Source organism: Limnohabitans sp. 15K (assembly GCF_002778285.1).
Lineage (GTDB): Bacteria > Pseudomonadota > Gammaproteobacteria > Burkholderiales > Burkholderiaceae_C > Limnohabitans_A.
In genome coordinates this window covers 33,914-56,180 of the sequence record NZ_NESM01000006.1, presented here as the reverse complement: position 1 = coordinate 56,180, position 22,267 = coordinate 33,914, and the positions used below count along the sequence as shown (strand labels likewise).

General features: G+C 60.1%; 21 protein-coding genes. 5 read left to right on the top strand and 16 right to left on the bottom strand.

The genetic code is table 11. The annotated features are described in order from the left end of the window. Nucleotides 1–55 precede the first annotated feature (55 nt). Nucleotides 56–1,033, top strand: coding sequence for a tripartite tricarboxylate transporter substrate binding protein (locus B9Z40_RS15780; protein WP_100174419.1), 978 nt, complete (start codon nucleotides 56–58; stop codon nucleotides 1,031–1,033). Between the two features lie 23 nt (nucleotides 1,034–1,056). After that, complete coding sequence (locus tag B9Z40_RS15775) at nucleotides 1,057–2,262, top strand: M20 aminoacylase family protein (protein WP_100174320.1); 1,206 nt, start codon at nucleotides 1,057–1,059, stop codon at nucleotides 2,260–2,262. A gap of 68 nt (nucleotides 2,263–2,330) precedes the next feature. On the opposite strand, the gene B9Z40_RS15770 is transcribed toward B9Z40_RS15775, so the two are convergent. The 12 genes from B9Z40_RS15770 to B9Z40_RS15715 all read right to left on the bottom strand — a co-directional run bounded on the left by B9Z40_RS15770 (nucleotide 2,331) and on the right by B9Z40_RS15715 (nucleotide 16,300). Next, complete coding sequence (locus B9Z40_RS15770) at nucleotides 2,331–3,206, bottom strand: alpha/beta hydrolase (RefSeq protein ID WP_100174319.1); 876 nt, start codon at nucleotides 3,204–3,206, stop codon at nucleotides 2,331–2,333. Between the two features lie 20 nt (nucleotides 3,207–3,226). Beyond that, nucleotides 3,227–5,455, bottom strand: a complete 2,229-nt coding sequence (locus B9Z40_RS15765) for a TonB-dependent siderophore receptor (protein WP_100174318.1) — start codon at nucleotides 5,453–5,455, stop codon at nucleotides 3,227–3,229. A gap of 112 nt (nucleotides 5,456–5,567) precedes the next feature. Beyond that, on the bottom strand, nucleotides 5,568–7,022 hold the full coding sequence (locus B9Z40_RS15760) for a DEAD/DEAH box helicase (protein WP_100174317.1): 1,455 nt from the start codon (nucleotides 7,020–7,022) through the stop codon (nucleotides 5,568–5,570). Between the two features lie 54 nt (nucleotides 7,023–7,076). Then, nucleotides 7,077–7,646 carry a dCTP deaminase gene (gene dcd, locus B9Z40_RS15755; RefSeq protein ID WP_100174316.1) on the bottom strand — a complete coding sequence of 190 codons (570 nt, stop codon included), beginning with the start codon at nucleotides 7,644–7,646 and terminating at the stop codon, nucleotides 7,077–7,079. A gap of 68 nt (nucleotides 7,647–7,714) precedes the next feature. Further along, the gene (locus B9Z40_RS15750) at nucleotides 7,715–8,812 is read right to left on the bottom strand and encodes a BMP family ABC transporter substrate-binding protein (RefSeq protein WP_100174315.1); all 1,098 of its coding nucleotides are present in this window, start codon (nucleotides 8,810–8,812) and stop codon (nucleotides 7,715–7,717) included. A 93-nt stretch (nucleotides 8,813–8,905) separates the two neighbouring features. Further along, nucleotides 8,906–9,955 (bottom strand): adenosine deaminase, encoded by a 1,050-nt coding sequence (locus B9Z40_RS15745; RefSeq protein ID WP_100174418.1) that lies wholly within the window; start codon nucleotides 9,953–9,955, stop codon nucleotides 8,906–8,908. A gap of 2 nt (nucleotides 9,956–9,957) precedes the next feature. After that, nucleotides 9,958–10,182: a hypothetical protein gene (locus B9Z40_RS15740; RefSeq protein ID WP_100174314.1), complete on the bottom strand. Its 225-nt coding sequence runs from the start codon at nucleotides 10,180–10,182 to the stop codon at nucleotides 9,958–9,960. A gap of 21 nt (nucleotides 10,183–10,203) precedes the next feature. Further along, nucleotides 10,204–11,430 (bottom strand): benzoate/H(+) symporter BenE family transporter, encoded by a 1,227-nt coding sequence (locus B9Z40_RS15735; RefSeq protein ID WP_100174313.1) that lies wholly within the window; start codon nucleotides 11,428–11,430, stop codon nucleotides 10,204–10,206. 149 nt (nucleotides 11,431–11,579) lie between these two features. Beyond that, complete coding sequence (locus tag B9Z40_RS15730; protein WP_100174312.1) at nucleotides 11,580–12,722, bottom strand: BMP family ABC transporter substrate-binding protein; 1,143 nt, start codon at nucleotides 12,720–12,722, stop codon at nucleotides 11,580–11,582. 44 nt (nucleotides 12,723–12,766) lie between these two features. Then, a complete protein-coding gene (locus B9Z40_RS15725) occupies nucleotides 12,767–13,687 on the bottom strand; it encodes an ABC transporter permease (RefSeq protein ID WP_100174311.1) in 921 nt (306 codons plus the stop codon). Then, nucleotides 13,687–14,760 carry an ABC transporter permease gene (locus B9Z40_RS15720; RefSeq protein ID WP_100174310.1) on the bottom strand — a complete coding sequence of 358 codons (1,074 nt, stop codon included), beginning with the start codon at nucleotides 14,758–14,760 and terminating at the stop codon, nucleotides 13,687–13,689. Before B9Z40_RS15720 ends, B9Z40_RS15725 begins: the two co-directional genes overlap by 1 nt. Then, nucleotides 14,747–16,300, bottom strand: a complete 1,554-nt coding sequence (locus B9Z40_RS15715) for an ABC transporter ATP-binding protein (RefSeq protein ID WP_100174309.1) — start codon at nucleotides 16,298–16,300, stop codon at nucleotides 14,747–14,749. Before B9Z40_RS15715 ends, B9Z40_RS15720 begins: the two co-directional genes overlap by 14 nt. A 161-nt stretch (nucleotides 16,301–16,461) precedes the next feature. On the opposite strand from B9Z40_RS15715, the gene guaD reads away from it, so the two are divergent. Further along, on the top strand, nucleotides 16,462–17,796 hold the full coding sequence (gene guaD / locus B9Z40_RS15710; protein WP_100174308.1) for a guanine deaminase: 1,335 nt from the start codon (nucleotides 16,462–16,464) through the stop codon (nucleotides 17,794–17,796). A gap of 27 nt (nucleotides 17,797–17,823) precedes the next feature. Further along, on the top strand, nucleotides 17,824–18,057 hold the full coding sequence (locus B9Z40_RS15705; protein ID WP_100174307.1) for an oxidoreductase-like domain-containing protein: 234 nt from the start codon (nucleotides 17,824–17,826) through the stop codon (nucleotides 18,055–18,057). A 21-nt stretch (nucleotides 18,058–18,078) separates the two neighbouring features. Here the strand turns inward: B9Z40_RS15705 and B9Z40_RS15700 are convergent, their stop codons facing one another. The 4 genes from B9Z40_RS15700 to B9Z40_RS15685 form a co-directional block, all read right to left on the bottom strand. Beyond that, nucleotides 18,079–18,387: a HigA family addiction module antitoxin gene (locus tag B9Z40_RS15700; protein ID WP_100174306.1), complete on the bottom strand. Its 309-nt coding sequence runs from the start codon at nucleotides 18,385–18,387 to the stop codon at nucleotides 18,079–18,081. Between the two features lie 10 nt (nucleotides 18,388–18,397). Then, complete coding sequence (locus B9Z40_RS15695; protein ID WP_100174305.1) at nucleotides 18,398–18,676, bottom strand: type II toxin-antitoxin system RelE/ParE family toxin; 279 nt, start codon at nucleotides 18,674–18,676, stop codon at nucleotides 18,398–18,400. A 75-nt stretch (nucleotides 18,677–18,751) separates the two neighbouring features. Beyond that, nucleotides 18,752–19,078: a thioredoxin family protein gene (locus B9Z40_RS15690; protein WP_100174304.1), complete on the bottom strand. Its 327-nt coding sequence runs from the start codon at nucleotides 19,076–19,078 to the stop codon at nucleotides 18,752–18,754. After that, entirely contained in the window at nucleotides 19,075–20,010 is a 936-nt protein-coding gene (locus B9Z40_RS15685) for a LysR family transcriptional regulator (RefSeq protein ID WP_100174303.1), read from the bottom strand. The genes B9Z40_RS15690 and B9Z40_RS15685 overlap by 4 nt, the downstream gene beginning before the upstream one ends. Nucleotides 20,011–20,105: 95 nt before the next feature. On the opposite strand from B9Z40_RS15685, the gene B9Z40_RS15680 reads away from it, so the two are divergent. Next, entirely contained in the window at nucleotides 20,106–22,262 is a 2,157-nt protein-coding gene (locus tag B9Z40_RS15680; protein ID WP_100174417.1) for an indolepyruvate ferredoxin oxidoreductase subunit alpha, read from the top strand. Nucleotides 22,263–22,267: the final 5 nt, after the last annotated feature.

Sequence of the window (22,267 nt, the reverse complement as noted above, 5' to 3'; positions counted from 1 at the left end):
CGATGCACCCATGGTCATTTCAACCATGCAGAACTTCAAACCGAACGGAGACACTATGAACGTCAAAACCCTTCTCAGCAGCCTGGTCGTGGTCGCCAGCGCCTTTGGCCCTGCCATGGCGCAGACCTATCCCTCGAAAACCATCAACCTGATCGTGCCCTACCCAGCCGGTGGGCCGTCTGACTTTTTTGCCCGCAAGGTCCAGCCCGACGCGGCAGCCAAACTGGGTCAGACCATGATCATCGAGAACATTGGCGGGGCCGGTGGTGCGATCGGCATGGCCAAATTGGTCAACGCACCGGCCGACGGTTACACCCTGAGCTTGGGCAGCCCCATGGAGCTGGTTCTGGCCCCCATGGCCATCCAGGGCGTGAAGTACAAATCCGAAGACTTCAAGCTGGTTGCGCAATTCGCCACCACCACGACCATCTTGGCGGTGCGCAACTCGCTTAACGTCAAAACCGTGGACGAGCTGCTGGCATTGGCCCGCAAGAATGCCGATAAGCCGCTGAGCTACGGCAGCGTGGGCCCCGGCTCGCTGTACCACCTGGTGGGCGAGAAATTCTCCCAACTGACCCAGGTGCAAATGTTGCATGTTCCCTACAAAGGAATTGCGCCGCTTTTGACCGACCTGATGGGGGGCCAAATTGACATGGCTTTCCTGCCCCTGGCCGGCTCGATTCCGCAAACCCTCATCGACGGCAAGGTCCAAGGCTTGGCCGTGACCGCCAAAACCCCGCACGCGCTGTTCAAGCAATTCCCGGCCATGGCCGCCATGAAAGGTCTGGAAGGCATGGACTTTGACATCTGGGCCGGTGTGCAAGTGCACAAAAACACCCCGGACGCCGTGGTCAACACCCTGAACAAAGCCTTTTATGCGGCCGCTGAAGTGCCCGAAACCCGCAAGGCACTGGAAGCCAGCGGCAACGTGGTGCTGCCTTCACGCACCCCCACGGAACTGGCTCGCATTTACCTTGGCGACATCGAGCGCTACCGCGCCATCGCCAAATCGATTAATCTGCAAGCTCAGTAATCCACTCCCCCAAGAGGCTTTTCATGAACGCACCCAGCGAAGCTTTTCTGCACGACAAACTGCACGCCTTGCATGCCCAGGCGGATGAATTCATCGCGGTGCGCCGTGACATCCACAAGCACCCGGAGATGGGCTACAAGGAGTACCGCACCAGCGATCTGGTGGCAGAGCAACTGAGCGCCTGGGGCTACCAAGTCACGCGGGGTTTGGGCGGCACGGGCCTGGTAGGCCAGCTCAAAAAAGGCTCAGGAACGAAAAGCATCGGCATCCGTGCCGACATGGACGCCTTGCCAATTGACGAGGCCACTGGCCTGCCTTACGCCAGCTGCAACGTGGGCATCATGCACGCCTGCGGCCATGACGGCCACACCGCCATGTTGCTGGCAGCAGCCAAGCACATCGCCCAAAAAGGTGAGTTTTCGGGCACTGTGAACCTGATTTTCCAGCCCGCCGAAGAAGGCCTGGGCGGCGCTAAGAAGATGATGGAAGACGGTCTGTTCAAGCGCTTCCCCTGCGACGCCATCTTTGCCATGCACAACATGCCCACACACCCGCAAGGCCACCTGGTTTTGCGCGATGGCTCGGCCATGGCGTCTTCTGACAACGTGACCATCACCTTGCACGGGAAAGGCGGGCACGGCGCCATGCCGCATGTGGCCGCTGACCCGGTGGTGGCGGGCTCGGCCATCGTCATGGGGCTGCAAAGCATCGTGGCACGCAATGTCGATCCGCAGCAAATGGCCATCATCACCGTGGGTGCGTTCAATGCGGGCGTGGCCAACAACGTGATCCCGCAAACCGCCACGCTCAAACTGAGTGTGCGCTCGCTGGACCGCGATGTGCGCATCCTGCTCGAAAAGCGCATCACCGAACTGGTTCACGCGCAAGCGCAAAGCTACGGCGTGACAGCCGACATCGACTACCAACGCGGCTACCCCGTGCTGGTGAACCACTTGGCTGAAACCGACTTCGCTCGCGATGTGGCCGAAGAACTGGTGGGGGCGGATAAAGTCGTGCGCCAAGGCCGCGCCTTGAACGGCAGCGAAGACTTCGCCTTCATGCTCGAAGAAGTGCCAGGCAGCTACTTGCTGATCGGCAATGGCGATGGCTCGGGCGACGGCCACGGCGCCTGCATGGTGCACAACCCGGGCTACGACTTCAACGACAAGAACGTGGCTGTGGGTTCAGCCTATTGGTCATTGCTGGTCGAGCGTTTCTTGCCTGCTTGAACCCCAACACCCTTCAAGCAAAAGGGCAAGCCTGATGGCTTGCCCTTTTTTTGCAGCGTCAGTTTCGATCAGGCGGGTGGCAGCTCAATCAAGGTTTTGGCCAATGCATTCAAACGGCTGCCGACACGGGTCAAATCCGTCACCACGCTGAAGTGGTTCAAGCCAGGCAGATCCTCACACACGGGCACGGTTTTGGGTCCCCAAGCTTGGTGAATCAAGCGGTTGTGCCGCAAAAATTCGGGGCTCTCATCGCCTCCCACCACGGTGAACAGCACGCCTTTGCGAGGACGCTGCCATTTGGCTGGACTGGCCATGCGCACATGCTGAGGCGTCAGTCGCAGATCGCCCTGCACAAACGGTGTTTTGCGCACAGGCTCGAGATCAAACAGCCCGGAAATCGACATGGTTTTACGCACCAGACCCACCGGCAAATCGCGCCCCACGGCCTTCCAATCACAGCCCAGCATCATGGCCGCCAAATGGCCTCCCGCCGAATGGCCGATCACGGTGATGTTGCTGCGGTCACCGCCATGCTCGGCAATGTGTCGCCAGACCCAGGCTGTGGCCCGGGCCATTTGCAAGGCGATGTCAGGTACCGTCACAGGCTGCGCGTCGGTTCCGGGACACAAGGCGTAATTGACCACCACCACACTAGCGCCCATATCGCGCAAAGCTGGGGCCACAAATGAATGGTCAGCCTTGTCCAAGCTGCGCCAGTAGCCGCCATGGATGAAAACCACGACAGGCGCGTTGGCTTGGGCCGCCGGAAAGATGTCCAACGTTTCATTGGGGCCGTCGCCATAAGGGATGTCCAGAAGCGGCTTGAGCGACTCACGCGCTTGAACCGAGGCCCCTTTCCAGTGCGCAAAGTGGTCTGCAAAATCGGGCACCAATGCCCGGTTGTTGTACATGCGGTCGTGCCAAGCGGCGTCTTTGATGGGCATGGGTGTCTCCTTTTTTGGATTTAGATTTTCATTTCGAGGCGCAGCTGGATGTTGCGCCAATTGCGGTCTGTGGTCTTGGCTGTCTCGTGCTGCGCGCCTGTCAAGAAGGTGGTGGCGGTCTCATAGTCTCTTGGCACCAGGTTGCTCACCGTCAAGCGCAAGGCGGTTACCGAAGAAAAACGCCACTGGCCGTAGACATCCAAAACGCGCTTGACGCCTTGGTACGACCACTGCTCTTGGCTGCGGCGTGTGTCGTAATCCGGATTCCAGTTGAGGTTGCCACCCAAGGTCAGCGGCAAGCTGCGCAAACGGTAATCGCCCCCCAGGTTGGCGGTCATGTTGGGCTGCTGGTCCAGGCGGTTGTTCGGGCCAGGAATGTCTAAAACTTTGGAACGGAAAAAACTGATGTTGCTGCGAATGTCCACAGGCCAAGCCTCAGCCCAGGCTTGGTTCAAGCGGAACTTGGCTTCCAGCTCGACGCCCTGGGTGACGGCATCTCCAACGTTCAAGGGCGTGGAGACCCATCGCTGTTGGGTTGACCAAGCGACCGTTTGCAAACGGGTCTGGTATCGGATCAGGTCTTGGATGTTCCGACGGAACACATTGGCGCTGAGCACGCCGCCGCCCTCCAGATAGCGTTCAAACCCGAGGTCAATGCCGGTCGCCAATTCGGCCCGCAGGTCGGGGTTGCCCACGCGGTCGGGCTGGGTGGGTACGTTGTTACCAGACGAAGGGAAGTCGCGTGAATACCGCAGTGGTGCGACCAAGTTGTAGAGCGTTGGCGTCTTGTAGCTGCGCGTCAGGCTCATGCGCACTTGGTCTCGCTTGGCCGGGTCAGGCTTCCACAAGGCATGGAGCAGCGGTGTCCACACCTGGCTTTTGTTGCGCTTGAGCTCCTCCATCACTTGGCCTTCGGTCAGAATGGTTTCGTAGCGAATGCCCGCATAGGCCGACCAGTTCGGATTGATCTTGAACTCGTCTTGCGTGTAGGCCGCCCAACGCGCGGTGCGCGCCTTCAGGTTGCCACTCTCGTCGCCCGCACCGGCGCTGGCTTCTTCCACGCGGCGCACGCCTTCATGCTCCAAGCCACTGACCAGCTGGTGGCCACTGTCTAGGACTCGGGTCCACTTCGCGTTCAAACTGGTGCTGCGGTCTGTGAAGCGTTGCTCATCCAAGGCATTGAACAAAAGCCCCGTGCTGGCCACCGCGGTCTGCATGAGGTGCTGGTCGTACTTGGCCTGACCCAGGCCAAAACGCACCTCCAAACGGTCATCGGCCGACAAGCGCTGGCCCCACTGGCCGTTCAAACGGGCAGCAGCGTACCGGCTTTCGTTGTCGGTCAAAGCTGTGTCGGTGATGGCGTTTGACGAGAGCCTTTGGGCATTGATGCGGCCATGGGCGGCAAATTCGGAATAAATCAGAAAAGGCGTCAAGGTCAGGGTTTTGCCCTGCTCACCTTTCCACTGTAAGCGGGCATTGGCGTGGACGCCCTGGCGACGCCCCGAGGACTCTGTCGTGCGCACTTGGTCATCGCGGTAATCCGAATCGATCTCGGTCAGGCTTTGGTCGGCACGTTGGTTGTCCATGGCCGACAGCGTGAAAGTACCGCTCAAGGGTGCCGTGTTCAGGTTGTGCACCCAATTCACCATGCTCGAGCCTTGGCCATTTTCTTGGCTGCGGGTGATTTTCAAATCGTCGGGCGTGGCTTTTTGCCCCTCGCGCAGCACGATGTTGATGGTGCCCGCGATGGCGCGAGCGCCCGTCTCTGCGGTCGGTGCACGCAAAATTTCAATGCGCTCCACCTGTTCAGGGGTCAAAGAGTCCACCGAAAAACCAGGCGGCATGCGCTCGCCGTCCAGCAAAATTTGGGTGTAACCGCTACCCAAGCCGCGCATGCGAATCGCGCCGCCTCGACCTGGCGCTCCCTGCACAGTGATGCCCGGCAAGCGCTTGAGCACTTCGCCCAAACTGGCATCGCCTTGTTTCTCAATCTCTTCACGCCCAATCACGATTTTGGAAGCGGTGGACTGTTGCCGCGCTTCAGTGTCGGTGTTGCGGGTGCCACGAATTTCGACTTGCCCGAGGTCGGTTGAGGGGGCAGCAGATGAAGGTGCTTGCGCCAATGCCATGCCTGGCGCAGCCATCCAAACGACTGCCGATGTGACCAAGCCTAGATTCAAAGCGGGCCAGTGGCTCTTCAAAGGAAGGGCCACAAAAGGAAAAGGAGGGGTAGAACAGGTATCGCGCATGGCGTCATTTTGACAGCCTCAAATGACACCCGATTGAAGCCCTGTGAAAGACCGGGCATCCAACCCGATCATCTCAAGCGCCTGCCCGGTTGGGCGAGCACTTGCAAGCTACTTACTCGCCCGATTTGAACAAGGCCGCCACTTTGCGCTTGGGCTTGATGTTGGCCGAAATCGACGACCGAGCTGTTTTCGGGCCGCTGGGCTCCCAACTCGCTTTGGCTTCGGTGACGGCGGGCTCGTAGGGTTTTTGGAAGAATGGATCGCGGTTGATCGGCGCAGGGCGGAAGCCGCCGCGTCGCTCATTCGGTGTATCCAACGCGTCTCGGGGATCGTGCTCACGGCGACGGCCCTCGTAGGCGCGAGGCGCACGGGGGCGGTCTTCGGCGCGTTCACCCCACTTTTCAGGGGGTGGGCCTGCGGGGCGCGTGTCCAACTGCAGGGTTTCCACTTCCAGCTTCTTCTTGATCAGCTTTTCAATGTCACCCACCAAGCGAGCATCTGAAGGGCTGACCAGCGTCACCGCCAAACCAGAAGCCCCGGCACGGCCGGTACGGCCAATGCGGTGCACATAGTCTTCGGCGTTGAAAGGCACATCGAAGTTGAACACGGCTGGCACATCTTTGATGTCCAGACCGCGGGCGGCCACATCGGTACACACCAACAAATCGACTTCGCCTTTTTTGAAGGCTTCCAACGCCTTCAAGCGTTCATCTTGGCTCTTGTCGCCGTGCAAAGCTGCAGTGCGCAGGCCTTCACGCTCCAAAGAACGGGCCAGACGGCCGCAACCGAGTTTGCTGTTCACAAAAATGAACGCCTGTTTGATGCCACGGTCGTCCAGCACCTTGCGGATCACGCGGCGCTTGTCATCGTCTTGTGCGGCGTAAAAACGCTGCTCGACCGTCGAAGCCGTCTCATTGGGACGGGCCACTTCGATGGTGATGGGGTTTTGCAGGTAACTGCCGGCCAGGCGCTTGATCTCGGGCGAGAAGGTGGCCGAGAACAGCAAGGTGGTGCGCTGCTTGGGCAAAAAGCTCAGGATGCGCTGCAAATCGGGCAAAAAGCCGATGTCCAACATGCGGTCGGCTTCGTCCAGCACCACATATTCCACCTGGTTCAAGACCGCGTTTTTGGCTTCGATGTGGTCCAGCAAACGGCCCGGTGTGGCGACCAGCACCTCAACGCCTTTTTTCAGCTCCAAGGTCTGGGGCTTCATGTCCATGCCGCCAAACACCACCGCGCTGCGCAGCTGGGTGTATTTGGCGTACATCTTGATTTGTTGGGCCACCTGGTCGGCCAGCTCACGCGTGGGCAACAACACCAAAGCGCGCACTGGGTGACGGGCGGGCGATGTGGAGGGGTTTTCGTGTTTGAGCAGGCGCTGCAGCAAAGGCAGCGAAAACGCCGCCGTCTTGCCTGTGCCCGTCTGGGCTGCGCCCATCACGTCCTGGCCCGTCAACACCACCGGAATGGCTTGGGCCTGGATAGGGGTCATGGATTCGTAGCCCATTTCGGCTACGGCTCGTGCCAGCGTAGGCGCCAGCGATAAATTGGAAAAAGAGTCGGTCATTAACCCGCTATTGTCTCATTTTGGGGTGACGGGCCAAAAACCGGGTTTTGAACCTCAGGTTTTGGGCAAAGTCACGCCCACTTGGCCTTGGTATTTGCCACCGCGGTCTTTGTAACTGGTTTCGCAGACTTCGTCGCTCTCCAAGAACAACACTTGGGCACAGCCCTCACCCGCATAAATCTTGGCGGGCAGTGGCGTGGTGTTGCTGAACTCCAGCGTGACATAGCCTTCCCACTCGGGCTCAAAGGGTGTCACGTTCACGATGATGCCGCAGCGGGCGTAAGTGCTTTTGCCCAAACAAATGGTCAGCACATTTCGCGGAATGCGGAAATACTCGACCGTGCGGGCCAGTGCAAAACTGTTGGGCGGGATGATGCAGACATCGCCTTCGATGTCCACAAAACTGCGTTCATCGAAGTTTTTCGGGTCCACCACGGTGCTGTAAATGTTGGTGAACACCTTGAATTCGGGCGCGCAGCGGATGTCGTAGCCATAACTGCTGGTGCCGTAGCTCACAATTTTTTCGCCAGCCGCGTTTTGCCGAACTTGGCCAGGCTCAAACGGCTCGATCATGCCGTGCTGCTCAGCCATGCGGCGGATCCACTTGTCGCTCTTGATGCTCATGGTGTGCCCTTTGTGTCAATCGCGCTATTTTAGGGTCTTGCCCAGGCACTTGGGCCCAGGCTGAGTGCTCAACGGCTGATACGGCCGACCACGCCCTGCACCATGTAGTTCATGCCCAAAATCTGGGCATCACTCAAGGCTTGGCCTGCGGGTAAAACCAATTTACCCTCGTTGTCGGTGATCGGGCCTGCAAATGGTCTCAATTGGCCTGAACCCACCGCTTTTTGCTTGGCCATAATTTCATCTTGCACCGCCTTGGGCACCTTGGGTCCAAAGTCGCCCACCCGGATCATCCCGTCCTTGACGCCACCCCACACACTGCCTGAAGTCCAGCTGCCGTTCAGGGCGGCTTTGACGCGGGCCGTGTAGTAGTCACCCCACTGGTGGGTGACAGCAATGATTTGGGCATCTGGCCCCACCTTACGCATGTCGGAGTGGTAGGCCACCGCCATCTTGCCGCGCTCTTGTGCCGCCGCCATCACAGCGGTCGATCCGGTGTGAAACGCGATCACGTCCACATCTTGGTTGAAAAGGGCCATGGCCGCTTCGCGCTCTTTCGGTGGATCGAACCAAGCATTGAGCCAGACCACTTTCACGGTGGCTTGGGGGTTGACCGAGCGCATGCCCAAGGTGAAGGCATTGATGCCTTGCAGCACCTCAGGGATAGGGAAACCCGCCACATAACCAGCCACGTTGGACTTCGTCATGCGACCTGCGGCAATGCCCGCCAAATAGCGGCCTTCGTAATAACGGGCGTTCGACGCCGCCACGTTGGCAGCCGTCTTGAACCCGGTCACCGATTCGAACTTCACATTCGGAAACTCTTTGGCCACCTTGAGCGTGGGCTCCATGTAACCAAAGCTGGGCGTGAAGATGATCTGGTGGCCTTGTTGCGCCAGGTCGCGGATCACACGCTCCGCGTCAGCGCCCTCGGCGACATCGGCCACAAAGGTGGTCTTGACCTGATCGCCCAAAGCCTTCTCAACGGCCTTGCGGCCCTCGTCATGTTGTTTGGTCCAGCCCGCCTCGGTGATGGGCGAGACAAAGACAAAACCCGCCTTGATGGGCTCGGTCAATTTGGACGGCGTTGGGGTTGGCGTTTGTGCCTGAACGGCAGGAAGAAAAAAGCAGGCGGCCACGAGCGTGGCAGCGAGGTTTTTATACATGGTAGTCCTCTACATGGCCCCGGTGATACACAAAACGAAGCCCGCCGAGACAGCGGGCTTCGGGGTGGATTTTAACCACCGCGCAGACGCGCCTTAGTCCTGCTCGTCAAACCCCTGAAAGCAAGCTTTCAATTCATGCATCCATCGGTGCTTGTCTTCCTCGGGCGCAAAGCTCGCTTCAATGCTGTTGGCGGCCAGCTTGTAGGCTTGCTGGGCGTTCAGGTGCAAAGCGGCAAAGGTCTGCACGTAGTTGTCGTTCAGGTAGCCGCCAAAGTAGGCCGGGTCGTCCGAGTTGATGGTGATGCACAGGCCTGCGTCCAGCATCTGGCCCAGGTTGTGTTCGGCCAGTGTTTTGAACACGCACAGCTTGAGGTTGGACAGCGGGCACACCGTGAGCGGCATGTGGCTGTCGGCCAGGCGCTTCATCAACGCGGCATCGTGGATGGCTTGCACGCCGTGGTCGATGCGCTCCACCTTCAACACATCGAGTGCACTCCAGATGTAAGCGGGCGGACCCTCTTCGCCTGCGTGGGCCACCACATGCAGACCCAGTTCACGGGCACGGGCAAAGGCGCGGGCAAACTTTTCGGGCGGGTGACCCAACTCGCTCGAATCCAGACCCACGCCAATGAAGTGCTTTCGCCAGGGCATGGCTTCTTCCAAAGTGGCCAAAGCGTCGTCTTCGGACAGGTGACGCAAGAAACACAAAATCAAATCGGCGCTGATGCCCAGCTGCGTCTGCGCATCGCGGCATGCGCGGTGCAGGCCTTCGATGACCGCCCCCATGGCCACGCCGCGTGCCGTATGGGTTTGCGGGTCAAAAAACAACTCGGCCCGCACCACATGGTCGGCGGCGGCTTTTTCAAAATAGGCCCAAGCCATGTCGTAAAAGTCCTGCTCGTGCAGCAGCACGCTGGCGCCTGCGTAGTACAGGTCCAGAAAACTTTGCAGGTTGGTGAAGGCATAGGCGCTGCGCAAAGCGGCCACATCGGCAAAAGGCAGCTGCACACCGTTGCGGTGGGCCATTGCAAAGATCAGCTCGGGCTCCAATGAGCCTTCGATGTGGATGTGCAGCTCCGCTTTGGGCATGGCGCGCAGCAAATCGGGCAAGCGCTTGGGTGGAATAGCGTGGACTTTGAACATGGTCATTCCTGAAAAAATTGGTCGCGAATCAAGGCCTCGTCGAGTTGGGCCAAGGTGGTGTTGTGACGGTCCGTTAAAGGCCCACCACCAGGCAGAACTTGACCATGCGGGTCGTAGCCGATGGCTTTGAACTTCCAAAGACCGTTGATCCATTTGAAGTTGCCCACATGCAATCCTGACAGATCGTGCAGGGCATAAACGCCATCGTTGATTTTTTTAAGTTGCATCGTGTGTTGATCCTCAGGGCCTCAGCGGCTCTGGAAATCGCCCCGCTCCATCCACCACGACACCGCGAAGCCCGCCACCAGGCCCCAAAAAGCCGCGCCAATGTTGAACAAGCCGATGTCGGCCACCGTAACCAGCAAACTGACCAAGGCCCCGAGTGAAAACTTGCCCGTACCAAATGAAGCCACAAACGCGCCCTGCAGCACGCGCAACATGGCCAAACCGCCCAACACCATGATGAATTCTTTGGGTGCGGCCAGCATCAAGCCCGTGAAAGTGGGTGCCATGAGGCCGAACAACAAGGCCAGTACCCCAAACATCAAGGCCCCGGTGTAATGGCGCGACTTGTCGCCAGACGAGGTGAGCAAGCCATTGGTCGGCCCCGTCAGACAACTGCTGACGGCCCCAAACACGGCGCTGACGGCTGCGCCCAAGCCGCAGGCCACGGCAATCATGTTGACGGGTGGCTCGTGCCCGGCATTTTTCAGCACGGCCACACCCTGCCCGTTTTGCACCACCAACACCGTGATGGCCAGCGGCACCACCAGCTCCAGCATCGCGGCAAACGACCAGACTGGCGCTTGGATGAGCGGTTGGGCCAAGGTCAACTGACCCACGGCAGAGGTGTCGAGCCTGCCCGATACCGCCACCGCCAAAGCCCCCACCAACAAAGCGCCGATCACGGGCGGCAGGCGTTTGCCCCAATCGGCTTTGGCTGAGAGCAACAAAAACACGGCCACCATGGGCGCGGCGATGGCTACATCGCTTTGCAGCGCCCGCACGATGTCGAGGCCAAAACGCAAAAACACCCCGGCCACCATGCCCATGACGATGGGCATGGGCAGCGCCGCCATGACGCGCTTGACCCACCCGCTCAAGCCCAGCAACAGAACCAAGGCACTGGTCACATAAAAAGCACCAATCACCTCGGGAAAACTCAGGTGCTGTAAGGCAGGCCCCACCAACACGGTGCCCGGAATCGTCCAGCCAAAAGCCAAGGGCGTGGTGTAGCGCCAGCTCATCAACAAGCTGACCAAGCCATTCACAAAAAACACCCCGAACACCCAGGACGCCAGCTCTTGCGGCGACAAACCGCCCCGCGTGCCCACCGACAAAATAACGGCCACCGGCCCGGTGGCCGCAAAAATGAAACCGATCAGCGCATTGGCGGCGTAGGTGCTGCCGAAGTCAGCGCGGATCTGCCGCCAACTCTTGCTGGTGGCGCTTGGGGATTCCAAATGGTTGAACAAAACTTGGCCTTTGAAAAATGCGGGACGGGTCCCAGCGTATCAAACCCGTTCAGTTTTGACGTCGCCAAGGGGCCAAGCGCATAAAAAAGCCGCCTGACTTGCGTCAGGCGGCTCTGGATTCCGGCACAGGGCCGGAATGACCCGAGGGCTTACTTGCCGCCAGGGATCTTGCCTTCCACGCCCTTGACGTAGAACATCACGCCACCCAAGAACTTGTCATCGGCAACAGCGTCTTTGGCCAGCACTTCTTTACCAGCTTGGTCCACGATCGGGCCTTTCCAGATGGAGAAGGTACCGGCTTTCAAACCTGCTTTGATTTCGTCGATTTTCTTCTTGGTGTCTTCTGGCACGTCAGCGGCCACGTTGACCATGTCGATCGCGCCTTCTTTCACGCCCCACCAGCTTTGGCCAGTGCTCCACTTGCCTTCCAGGGCTTCACCCACGGCCTTGACGTAGTAAGGGCCCCAGTTGATCACAGCCGAACCCAGGTGAGCCTTGGGGCCGTAAGCGGTCATGTCGGAATCCCAACCAAAAGCACGCTTGCCCAATTTTTCAGCGGTCTGCAACACGGCCGACGAGTCGGTGTTTTGCATCAGCACGTCAGCACCACCGTTGATCAATGAAGTGGCAGCTTCGGTTTCTTTGGGTGGGTTGAACCACTCGTTCACCCAAACCACTTTGGTCTTGACCTTGGGGTTGACCGACTGGGCACCCATGGTGAAGCTGTTGATGTTGCGCACCACTTCAGGGATGGCGATCGAAGCGACCACACCCAATGTGTTGGTCTTGGTCATCTTGCCGGCGATCACGCCAGCCATGTAGGCGCCTTCGTAGGTGCGGCTGTCGTAAGTGCGCATGTTTTCGGCGGTTTTGTAGCCGGTGGCGTGCTCAAACTTCACGTCTTTGGTGTCGGCAGCCACTTTGAGCATGGGCTCCATGTAACCGAAGGTGGTGCCAAAAATCAGTTTGTTGCCTTGGGCGGCCATGTCGCGGATCACGCGCTCGGCGTCAGCGCTTTCTGGCACTTTTTCGACAAAACTGGTCACGACTTTGTCACCAAAGGCTTTTTCGACTTCTTTGCGACCGTTGTCGTGTGCAAAAGTCCAGCCGCCGTCGCCCACAGGGCCCACATAAGCAAACGCGATCTTCAGGGGCTCCGCCTTGGCAGGCGCTGCAGCTGGGGCCTCGGCCTTAGGGGCTTCTTCTTTTTTGCCACAACCGACCAATGCGGCGGCGGCCACAGCGGTCAGGGCCACCATCTTGACGATGGAGCGCTTGGAGATGTCTGTCATGTCAGGTCCTTTAGAACAGGGTTACAGGGGTTAGAAAAACAAGATTATGAACCGGGATAAAACGGCTTGCCCAGGGATGCGGGCATGTTCACCCGAATCCAGGTCGGGTTGCGAGAGATCAGCGCCAACACCACGATGGTGGCGATGTAAGGCAAAGCGGTGAGCATTTGGCTGGGCACCTCAACACCCATGCCCTGCAAATGGAACTGCAACATGGTCACGCCACCAAACAGATAAGCGCCCAGCAACACCCGCGCCGGCCGCCAAGTGGCAAAGGTGGTCAGGGCCAGCGCGATCCAGCCCTTGCCCGCCACCATGCCCTCGACCCAGAGCGGGGTGTAGCTCACCGAGATATACGCCCCAGCCAAGCCGCACAAAGCGCCCCCAGCCACCACCGCCGCCAAGCGGATGCGGCGCACCGGGTAGCCCAAGGCGTGGGCTGAGGCGGGCGATTCGCCCACCGCCCGCAGCACCAAGCCGGTACGGCTTTTGTACAAAAACCAAATCAGGGCCACCACCAGCAACATGGCACCGTAGACCAGCGGGTGTTGCTTGAAGAGCGCAGGCCCCAACAAAGGAATGTCCGCCAAACCCGCAATCGCGTAACTGGGGCGCTCGGGCAATTTTTCTTGCACATAGCCAATGCCCACAAAGGCCGAAAAGCCCACGCCAAACAAGCTCAGCGCCAGACCTGTGGCGTACTGGTTGGTGCCCAGCCAGATGACCAGCACCCCAAAAATGGCCGCCAACACGGCGCCTGCGCCCATGCCCGCCGCAAAGCCCAGCCAGTCGTTGCCGGTGTGCACCACGCAGGCAAAGCCCGCAATGGCGGCGCACAACATCATGCCCTCGGCGCCGAGGTTGACCACCCCGGCTTTTTCATTGATCAGCAAACCCAGAGCGGCGATGGCCAGCACCGTGCCCGCGTTCAGGGTGGCTGCGATCAGCAATGCATACGACTCCATCACACGCCCCCTTTCTTGACACCCGCCCAGCGCAGGCGATAAGCCACCAGCGTGTCACACGCCAGCAAGCAAAACAAAAGCAAACCCTGGAACACGCCGGTGATCGACTTGGGCAGCCCCAAACGCGATTGCGCGAGTTCACCGCCGATGTAAAACATGCTCATCAAAACTGCCGACAGCACCATGCCTGCAGGGTGCAAGCGCCCCACAAAGGCCACGATGATGGCGGCAAACCCGTAGCCTGCAGGCACATAGGGTGTGAGCTGACCAATGGGTCCAGCCACCTCCAACGCCCCCGCCAAACCCGCCGCACCGCCCGAGGTGAGCAAAGCCACCCATAGGGCTTTGCGCGAAGAAAAGCCCGCATAACGCGCAGCCGCCGGGGCCAAGCCGCCCACTTGCTGGGCAAAGCCCGCACGGGTTCGGAACAGAAATACCCACAACAAGCCCGCGCCCACCAAGCCGAGCAACAAGCCCACACTGACCCGCGAGCCGCTCATCAAACGCGGAATCTGCGTGACCACCTCAAAGGTTTTGGACTGGGGAAAGTTAAAACCCGCCGGGTCTTTCCAAGGGCCATAGACCAGGTAGCTCAGCACCATGTCGGCCACATACACCAGCATCAGGCTGACCAAAATCTCGCTGGCGTTGAAGCGGTCGCGCAATAGCGCGGTGATGCCTGCCCACAACATGCCGCCCAGCACACCCGCCAGCAAAACGGCCAGCACGATCCAACGGCCTGTGTCTTTGTCGGCCATCAAGGCCACCCCCCCGGCGCACACCGCACCAATGACAAACTGCCCCTCGGCGCCGATGTTCCAGACGTTGGACCTGAAGCACACCGACAAACCCAGCGCGATGATCAACAAAGGCGTGGCCTTGACCATCAATTCACCCAAGGCATAGCTGGTTTTGATGGGCTCCCAAAAGAACATTTGCAGACCACGCACCGGGTCTTTGCCCAAGGCCATGAAAAGCGCCACCCCCAAGAGCACGGTGAGCACCAGCGCCAGCAAAGGCGAGGCGTAAGTCCACAGGCGAGACGACTGGGGACGGGGTTCAAGCTTGAGCATGCTGCGCCTCCTGTGCCTTGTCGTTCTTCGAGACAGGCCACAAGCCGCTCATCCAATCGCCAATCAGTGCCACCGTGGCTTCGGTCCGCGCCACCGAAGGCGACAAACGCCCCTTGGCAATCACATGCAATCGGTCTGATAACTCAAACAATTCGTCCAACTCCTCACTCACCACCAGCACCGCGCAACCCGCGTCGCGCAGCGCCAAAATCTCGGCGCGAATCTGCGCCGCCGCGCCCACGTCCACGCCCCAAGTGGGTTGCGAAACGATGAGCAGCTTCGGAGCAGCGCTGATCTCGCGCCCCACAATGAACTTTTGCAAATTGCCGCCTGAGAGCGACTGCGCTGCAGCGTCCGGCCCGGATGCTTTGACCTTGAAGCGCTCAATCACGCTGCGGGCCTGATCGGCCAGCGCGCCCATGCGCACCCAGCCGCCCGCACCCACGGCCTCGCTGCGCGTGAGCAACAAGTTTTGCGAAAGGCTCAGCGAGGGCACAGCGCCTCGGCCCAGGCGCTCTTCGGGCACAAAGTGCAAACCCATCTGCCTGCGCGGCACTGGCCCCATGGCCGCAACCGCTTGGCCAGACAAACTCACACTGGCTGCGCCGCACTGCACGCCTGCGCGGGTGTCTTCACCCGACAAGGCCCACATCAATTCTTTTTGGCCATTGCCCGAAACGCCCGCCAGGCCCACCACCTCGCCCGCACGCACCTGCAGGCTGATGCCGTCCAGGTCCACACCAAACGGGTCTTGCCGCGTCAGGCTCAAGCCTTGAACCGACAAAACCACCTCGCCCGGCGCACGCGCCACATGCTGCAAAGCCGGAGGCTCGGCCCCGATCATCAAGCGGCTGAGCGAGGCATTCGTTTCTTCACGCGGATCGCACACGCCCGTGAGCTTGCCGCCGCGCAGCACGGTGCAGGCGCTGCACAGCGCCCGAATTTCGTGCAGCTTGTGCGAGATGTACAAAATGCTCACGCCCTGGCTGACCAGCTTGTGCAGCACCACAAAGAGTTTCTCCACGGCCTGAGGCGTGAGCACCGAAGTCGGCTCGTCCAAAATCAAAAGCTTGGGTTCGGTCAGCAAGGCGCGGATGATCTCCACCCGCTGCATCTCGCCCACGCTCAAAGTGTGCACCGGGCGCTCGGGCTCCAGGTCCAGGCCGTATTCGCTGGCCTTGGCCACGATGCGCTCGGTCACTTCAGCCAAGCTCAAAGATTTGTCCAGCCCCAGCCAAACGTTTTCGGCCACGGTGAGCGTGTCAAACAGGCTGAAATGCTGGAACACCATGCTGATGCCCAACTTGCGTGCTTCTTGCGGGTTGCGGATGTTGACCGGCTGGCCGTTGAACACCACCTGGCCTTCGTCGGGTTTGACCGAGCCGTAGATGATTTTCATCAGCGTAGACTTGCCCGCGCCGTTTTCGCCCAGCACGGCATGGGCTTGGCCAGACATCACGGTGAGCGAAACGTCTTGGTTGGCCACCACGCCCGGATAGCGCTTGGTGATGCCTTGCAAAGACAATAGGGGTGTGGTCATGGGGGATGACGGTGGGTATCAAAAATAAAGCACCTGCAAGGTTTGCGCCAGACAGGCGGTCTCGGGCCTTGCAGGCAAGGAGATTGCCGCACAATGTACCACCTGGCGCGGTCCACTCCTGACCGTATTGCCCCCTGAAAACCCCAGTGCTTGCCCCGTGTATGAGCCCCGACAAAACATTGACCGAATTGCAAGGCTGGCGCGCAGGCCTGCTCTGGTTTCCCAACCCGCAACACCCCCTCGCACAGCACGAAAGCGACGGCCTGTTGGTCACTGCCCGTGAAGCAGACGGCATCGTCCGAATCCAAGCCCTGGGTTCTTACCGCGACCTGGCCCCGCAATACCCCGATCTGCCAGCCACCCACTGGCCGGGCCTGTGCATCGCACCCGGCTTTGTCGATCTGCACATCCACTACCCGCAGACCGACGTGATCGGCTCGCCCGCTGACGGCCTGCTGCCGTGGCTGGAGCATTACACCTTTCCACACGAAAAACAGTTTTCGGAGCCCGCTTACGCGCACGAGGTGACGAGTTTCTTTCTGGACGAGTTGATGCGCCATGGCGTGACCACAGCACTGTGTTTTGCAACCGCCCACCCCGAATCGGTGGATGTGTTCATGGCCGAGGCGCAAAAGCGCCGTCTGCGCATGGTCACCGGCAAAGTGCTGCAAGACCGCCACAGCCCCGACGGCCTGCGCGACACCGACACCAACTTGAGCCTGCGCCAAACCGAAGACCTGATTCGCCGATGGCATGGCGTGGACCGCCTGGGTTACGCCATCACGCCGCGCTTTGCACCCACCAGCACACAGGCCCAGCTGCACGGAGCGGGCGAGATTGCGCAGCAGTTCCCCGACGTATGGGTCCAGTCGCATGTGGCCGAAAACCTGGACGAGATCTGCTGGGTGCAGGAACTCTTCCCAGAAGCACGCAGTTATCTGGACGTGTACGACCGCGCCGGGCTCTTGCGTCAGCGCTCGGTCTACGCCCACTGCATCTACCTGGACGAGACCGACCGCCGCCGCATGGCCGAGGTCGGCGCAACCGCCGCCGTCAGCCCCACCAGCAACCTGTTTCTGGGCAGCGGCTTTTTTGACTACGCTGCATCGGATGCGGCTGGCCTGCGTTATGGCTTGGCCAGCGACGTGGGCGGCGGCACCAGTTTCAGCCCCTTTCACACCATGCACGCGGCCTACACCGTGGCTCGCCAGAACGTGGGAAGACCCGGGATCAGCCTGGCCCCTGAGCACCTGTGGTGGCAACACACGGCGGGCGCTGCCGCCGCGCTGGATTTGGGCGGAAAAGTGGGCAACCTGCTGCCCGGTTGCGAGGCCGACTTTGTGGTGATCAATCCCCAAGCAACACCCTTGTTGGCACGCCGCTCATCTCAAACCGATAGCCTCGCAGAATGGTTGTTTGCCCTGATTGTGTTGGGCGACGAGCGCCTGATTGCGCACACGGTGGTGCAGGGGCAGGCCGTCAACATCGCTCGTTAGGCCGGCGCTGACCAACGACAATTGGGCATGACCTCGAACGAAGAGCACCCCATCATCGACCCCTACGCATCCCAGCGCGCTTCAGTGCGCCGGGGCATTGCGCAATTTCAGGAACGCCTGAAAGCCGCAGGCCACAACTTCCGAGAGCCGCCACCGGAGCCAACATCGTGCTGCGGGCGAGGATGCAATGGCTGTGTGTGGGAAAGCTACGACGCGGCACTGATGTTTTGGTACGAAGACGCGGGCGCTTTGCTGGCTTAAGGCTCGCCAGGCCCTGTTCAATCAAGCAGAGGCAGGCTGTTGGAACACCCGAATGCGTGGCGCAATGGCATCAGTGAGGGTTCGAGCGGCCTGGCGCATGTCGTACTCGGTTTGCAGGTTCAGCCAAAAACGGGGCTCCATGTTGAAAAAAAGCCCCAAACGCAAGGCAGTATCGGCCGTCACAGGACGGTTGCCATTGACCAGATCGCTGATTCGGCTGGGCGAAACATCAATGTCAGCAGCCAGCTGACGCGCCGTAATCCCCATGGGCTTCATGAAGTCTTCCAGCAAGATTTCGCCTGGGTGGATTTCGTCAAGTAATTCAGTCATCTTCAACTCCTCAGTGGTAGTCCACGATTTCGACTTGGTAAGCGCCGTTGTCGTGCCAAGCAAAACAGATTCGCCATTGATCGTTGATGCGAATGCTGTGCTTTCCTTTTCGATCGCCCTTCAAGGCTTCCAGGTGATTGCCAGGTGGCACTCTCAAACTGATCAATTCAGTGACCGCATGCAGCTGCAACAACTTACGCCGAGCCACGCGCTCGATATTGTTGAACTTGGGCACCACCTGGCTTCGAAACAAAGCCTCTGTGTCGGCACAAATGAACGAATGGATCATGAAATGATTTTATTCCGCGACACGGAATCCGTCAAACAGTTCCGGAAACATGAAATCAGGGGCCCCACCACCCCATCAAGCCTTCGACATTGCGCTTTCAATGTCCTGCGCGGCCGCAGGCCTCACCAATCGATCCACTTCCTGTCCATCGCGCAACAACAGCAAAGTGGGCCAAAGTTTGATACGGTAACTTCGGCCCAAGGTACGGCCCGAGCCATCTTCAACCTTGAGGTGTTGCCACTGAGGGTGCTGCGCCAACGCCTGAGCCACCACAGGCTGCGCAGCCCGGCAGTGGCCGCACCACTCGGTGCCAAATTCCAGCAAAGTCAGACCAAGCAAGGCGTCCACATCGGCGCGACTGGGCGCTTCGGTTTCGCTGAGGTAAGGTTTGAAAGTGCTCATGTTGTGCCCTGACTTGAACTGAACAATTGCGAGACCGTCTCGCGCAACCACTGCAAGCCAGGGTCCTTGTCGAAACGCTGGCTCCAGTGCATGGAAACGGTGAAGTCACGCCGCGGCAAATCGGGCTCGATGATGGCCATGCCCCCAGCCTCGGCAAAACCTTGGGCAAAGTTGCGTGGCATCAACACGGCCAAATCGCTGCTGCGCACAATGCCGGGCAGTGACAAAAAGTGGCTGACCGTCAATCGCAAGCGGTGCTGCCAATGCATCAACTCCAAAATGCGCAGAGTGTCGGAATGGGTGCGCACGGCGGCGAATTCAAGTTCGGCCAGCACGTCTTGGGATGGATCGACCCCGGCCTGCGATTTTTGCAACTGACGCCAACGCTGCACCACCGGGTGGCCCTGTCGCAGCAACACCACATACCGATCGCTCAGCAAGGGCTGCTGCAGCGTGTCGATCACTTCAGGTAAAAAACCAATGGCCAAGTCAAGCTGGCCGTTGTCCAGCGCGGGGCCGATCTTGTCGTGCGACAGCGGGACGGCTTCCAGCCGGATGCCCGGCGCATGGCGCTGAAGGGTTTGCACCAGCTCAGGCAAAAAACGCGCCTCGCCAATGTCGCTCAGGTGCACGCGCAGCACCCGCGTTGAGCGCATAGGGTCAAACACCTGCGAGACATTGAGCGCATCCTCAATCGTGCCCAGCGCCAATTGCACCGCCTGCGCCAGTCGGTCGGCGCGGGGCGTCGGCCGCACGCCTGCGCCACTGCGTTCAAACAAGGCATCGCCCAACACCGCTCGCAAACGCGCCAGGCCTTGGCTGGCCGCAGGCTGTGACATGCCCAATTGCTGCGCCGCCAAGCTCACGCTGCGCGTGCGCCACACCGCGTCAAACAAACGCAAGAGGTTCAAATCCAAGTCTTTGATATTCATTCAGCGCATACCGGTTATTCGGAATATTTTATGCACTTATACGTAAGATGGTCTTTAGCAGCCCCTTGTGGGCGACACAACGCAAGGAGCGCACTTTGGAAGTTTCATTTCACGAAGAAATCAAGGCCCTGCGCATGGGCGAGGGCGAGGTGTTTCATGGCGAGGGCATTCTGGCCATCACCAAGGGTCTGCTGCAATCGGGCGTGAGCTATGTGGGCGGCTACCAAGGCGCGCCAGTCTCGCACCTGCTTGATGTGATGGTGCAGGCCAAGCCCTATATGGACGAGCTGGGCGTGCATGTGGAGGCCTGCTCAAACGAGGCCTCGGCCGCGGCCATGCTGGGCGCGTCCATCCACTACCCGATTCGCGGTGCCGTGACCTGGAAGTCGATTGTGGGCACCAACGTGGCGGCTGACGCGCTGTCCAATTTGTCCTCGCCCGGCGTGACGGGCGGCGTGCTGATCGTGGTGGGCGAAGACTACGGCGAAGGCGCCAGCGTCATCCAAGAACGCACACACGCCTATGCACTCAAGTCGGGCATGTGCTTGCTGGACCCGCGCCCCGAGCTGGGCCAGATGGTCAACATGGTCGAGCACGGTTTCAGGCTGTCCGAAGCGTCCAACATGCCGGTGATGATGGAGCTGCGCATCCGCGCCTGCCATGTGCGCGGCCAGTTTGTCGCCAAGGACAACCAGGCCCCCAAACTCTCCAAAAAACACCTGATCGACGAGCCCGCCGGCTTCAACTACATGAAGCTGGCGCACCCGCCCGTGACCTTTGCGCAAGAAAAACGCAAAGTCGATCACCGCTTGCCCGCCGCCCGCCAATACATTGCCGAGCAGCGTCTGAACGAGCACTTTGAAGGCAGCACCCACCGCCACCTGGGTCTGATCGTGCAAGGCGGTTTGTACAACACACTGATCCGCGCTTTGCAGCAGTTCGACTTGGCCGATGCCTTTGGCGTGACCAGCCTGTCGGTGCTGGTGCTGAACGTGACCTACCCGCTGGTGCCCGACGAGTTGGTGAATTTCTGCAAGGACAAATCGGCGGTGCTGCTGCTCGAAGAAGGCCAGCCCGAATACATCGAGCAAGAGCTGGCTCTGATGCTGCGCCGCCTCGATCTGCAAACCCCGCTGCACGGCAAAGACATGTTGCCGTCGGGTGGTGAATACACCGCTGAGGTCATGGCCCAAGGCCTGCTCAAATTCATGGACCGCCACCAAGCCGACGCCGTGCCCGAGGCCACGCGCCAATGGCTGGCCACCAATGGCGAGCGCCGCCAGCAAGTGCAAGCCCTGCTGGGCACCCCGTTGCCTGCGCGGCCACCCAGCATGTGCATTGGCTGCCCCGAGCGCCCGGTGTTCTCGGCCCTCAAGCTGGCCCAGCAAGATGTCGGGCCCGTGCACATTTCAGGCGACATCGGCTGCCATGCGCTGGCCACTTTCGAGCCGTTTTCGGTGGGCCACTCCATCTTGGGCTATGGCATGAGCCTGGCCAGCCGGGCGGGCGTGTCACCGGTCATGAAGCGGCGGGTTTTGTCGGTCATGGGCGATGGCGGCTTTTGGCACAACGGCCTGCTGACGGGCGTTCAAAGTGCGCTGTTCAACGGCGACGATGCGGTGCTGCTGATCTTCAAGAACGGCTACACCTCGGCCACCGGCACACAGGACATCATCAACACGCCCACCGACATCGCCAAAGAACTGGCGGGTGACAAACGCCAGAGCATGGTGCACACCAACCAAACCATCGAGTCCACCCTCAAAGGCCTGGGCGTGCAATGGCTGCGCACGGTGCACACCTATGAAGTCAGCCACATGCAGGCCACTCTGACCGAAGCTTTCACCACCGAGTTTCAAGGCCTCAAAGTCATCGTGGCTGAAGGCGAATGCCAGCTGGAGCGCCAGCGCCGCATCAAGCCCTGGCTGGCCTCGCTGCTGTCCAAAGGCGAGCGGGTGGAACGCGTGAAATACGGCGTGGACGAAGACGTTTGCAACGGCGACCACGCCTGCATACGCTTGTCGGGCTGCCCGACCTTGACGCTGAAAGACAACCCCGACCCGCTCAAAGTAGACCCGGTGGCCACCGTGATCGACGGCTGTGTGGGCTGCGGCCTGTGCGGCGAAAACGCACACGCCGCCACGCTGTGCCCCTCTTTTTACCGCGCCGAAGTGGTGCAAAACCCCAAGCTGCACGAGCGCCTGTGGGCCCGCTGGCAAGGCCTGGCCACCCGTTGGTTGCAACCCGCCTGATCCGA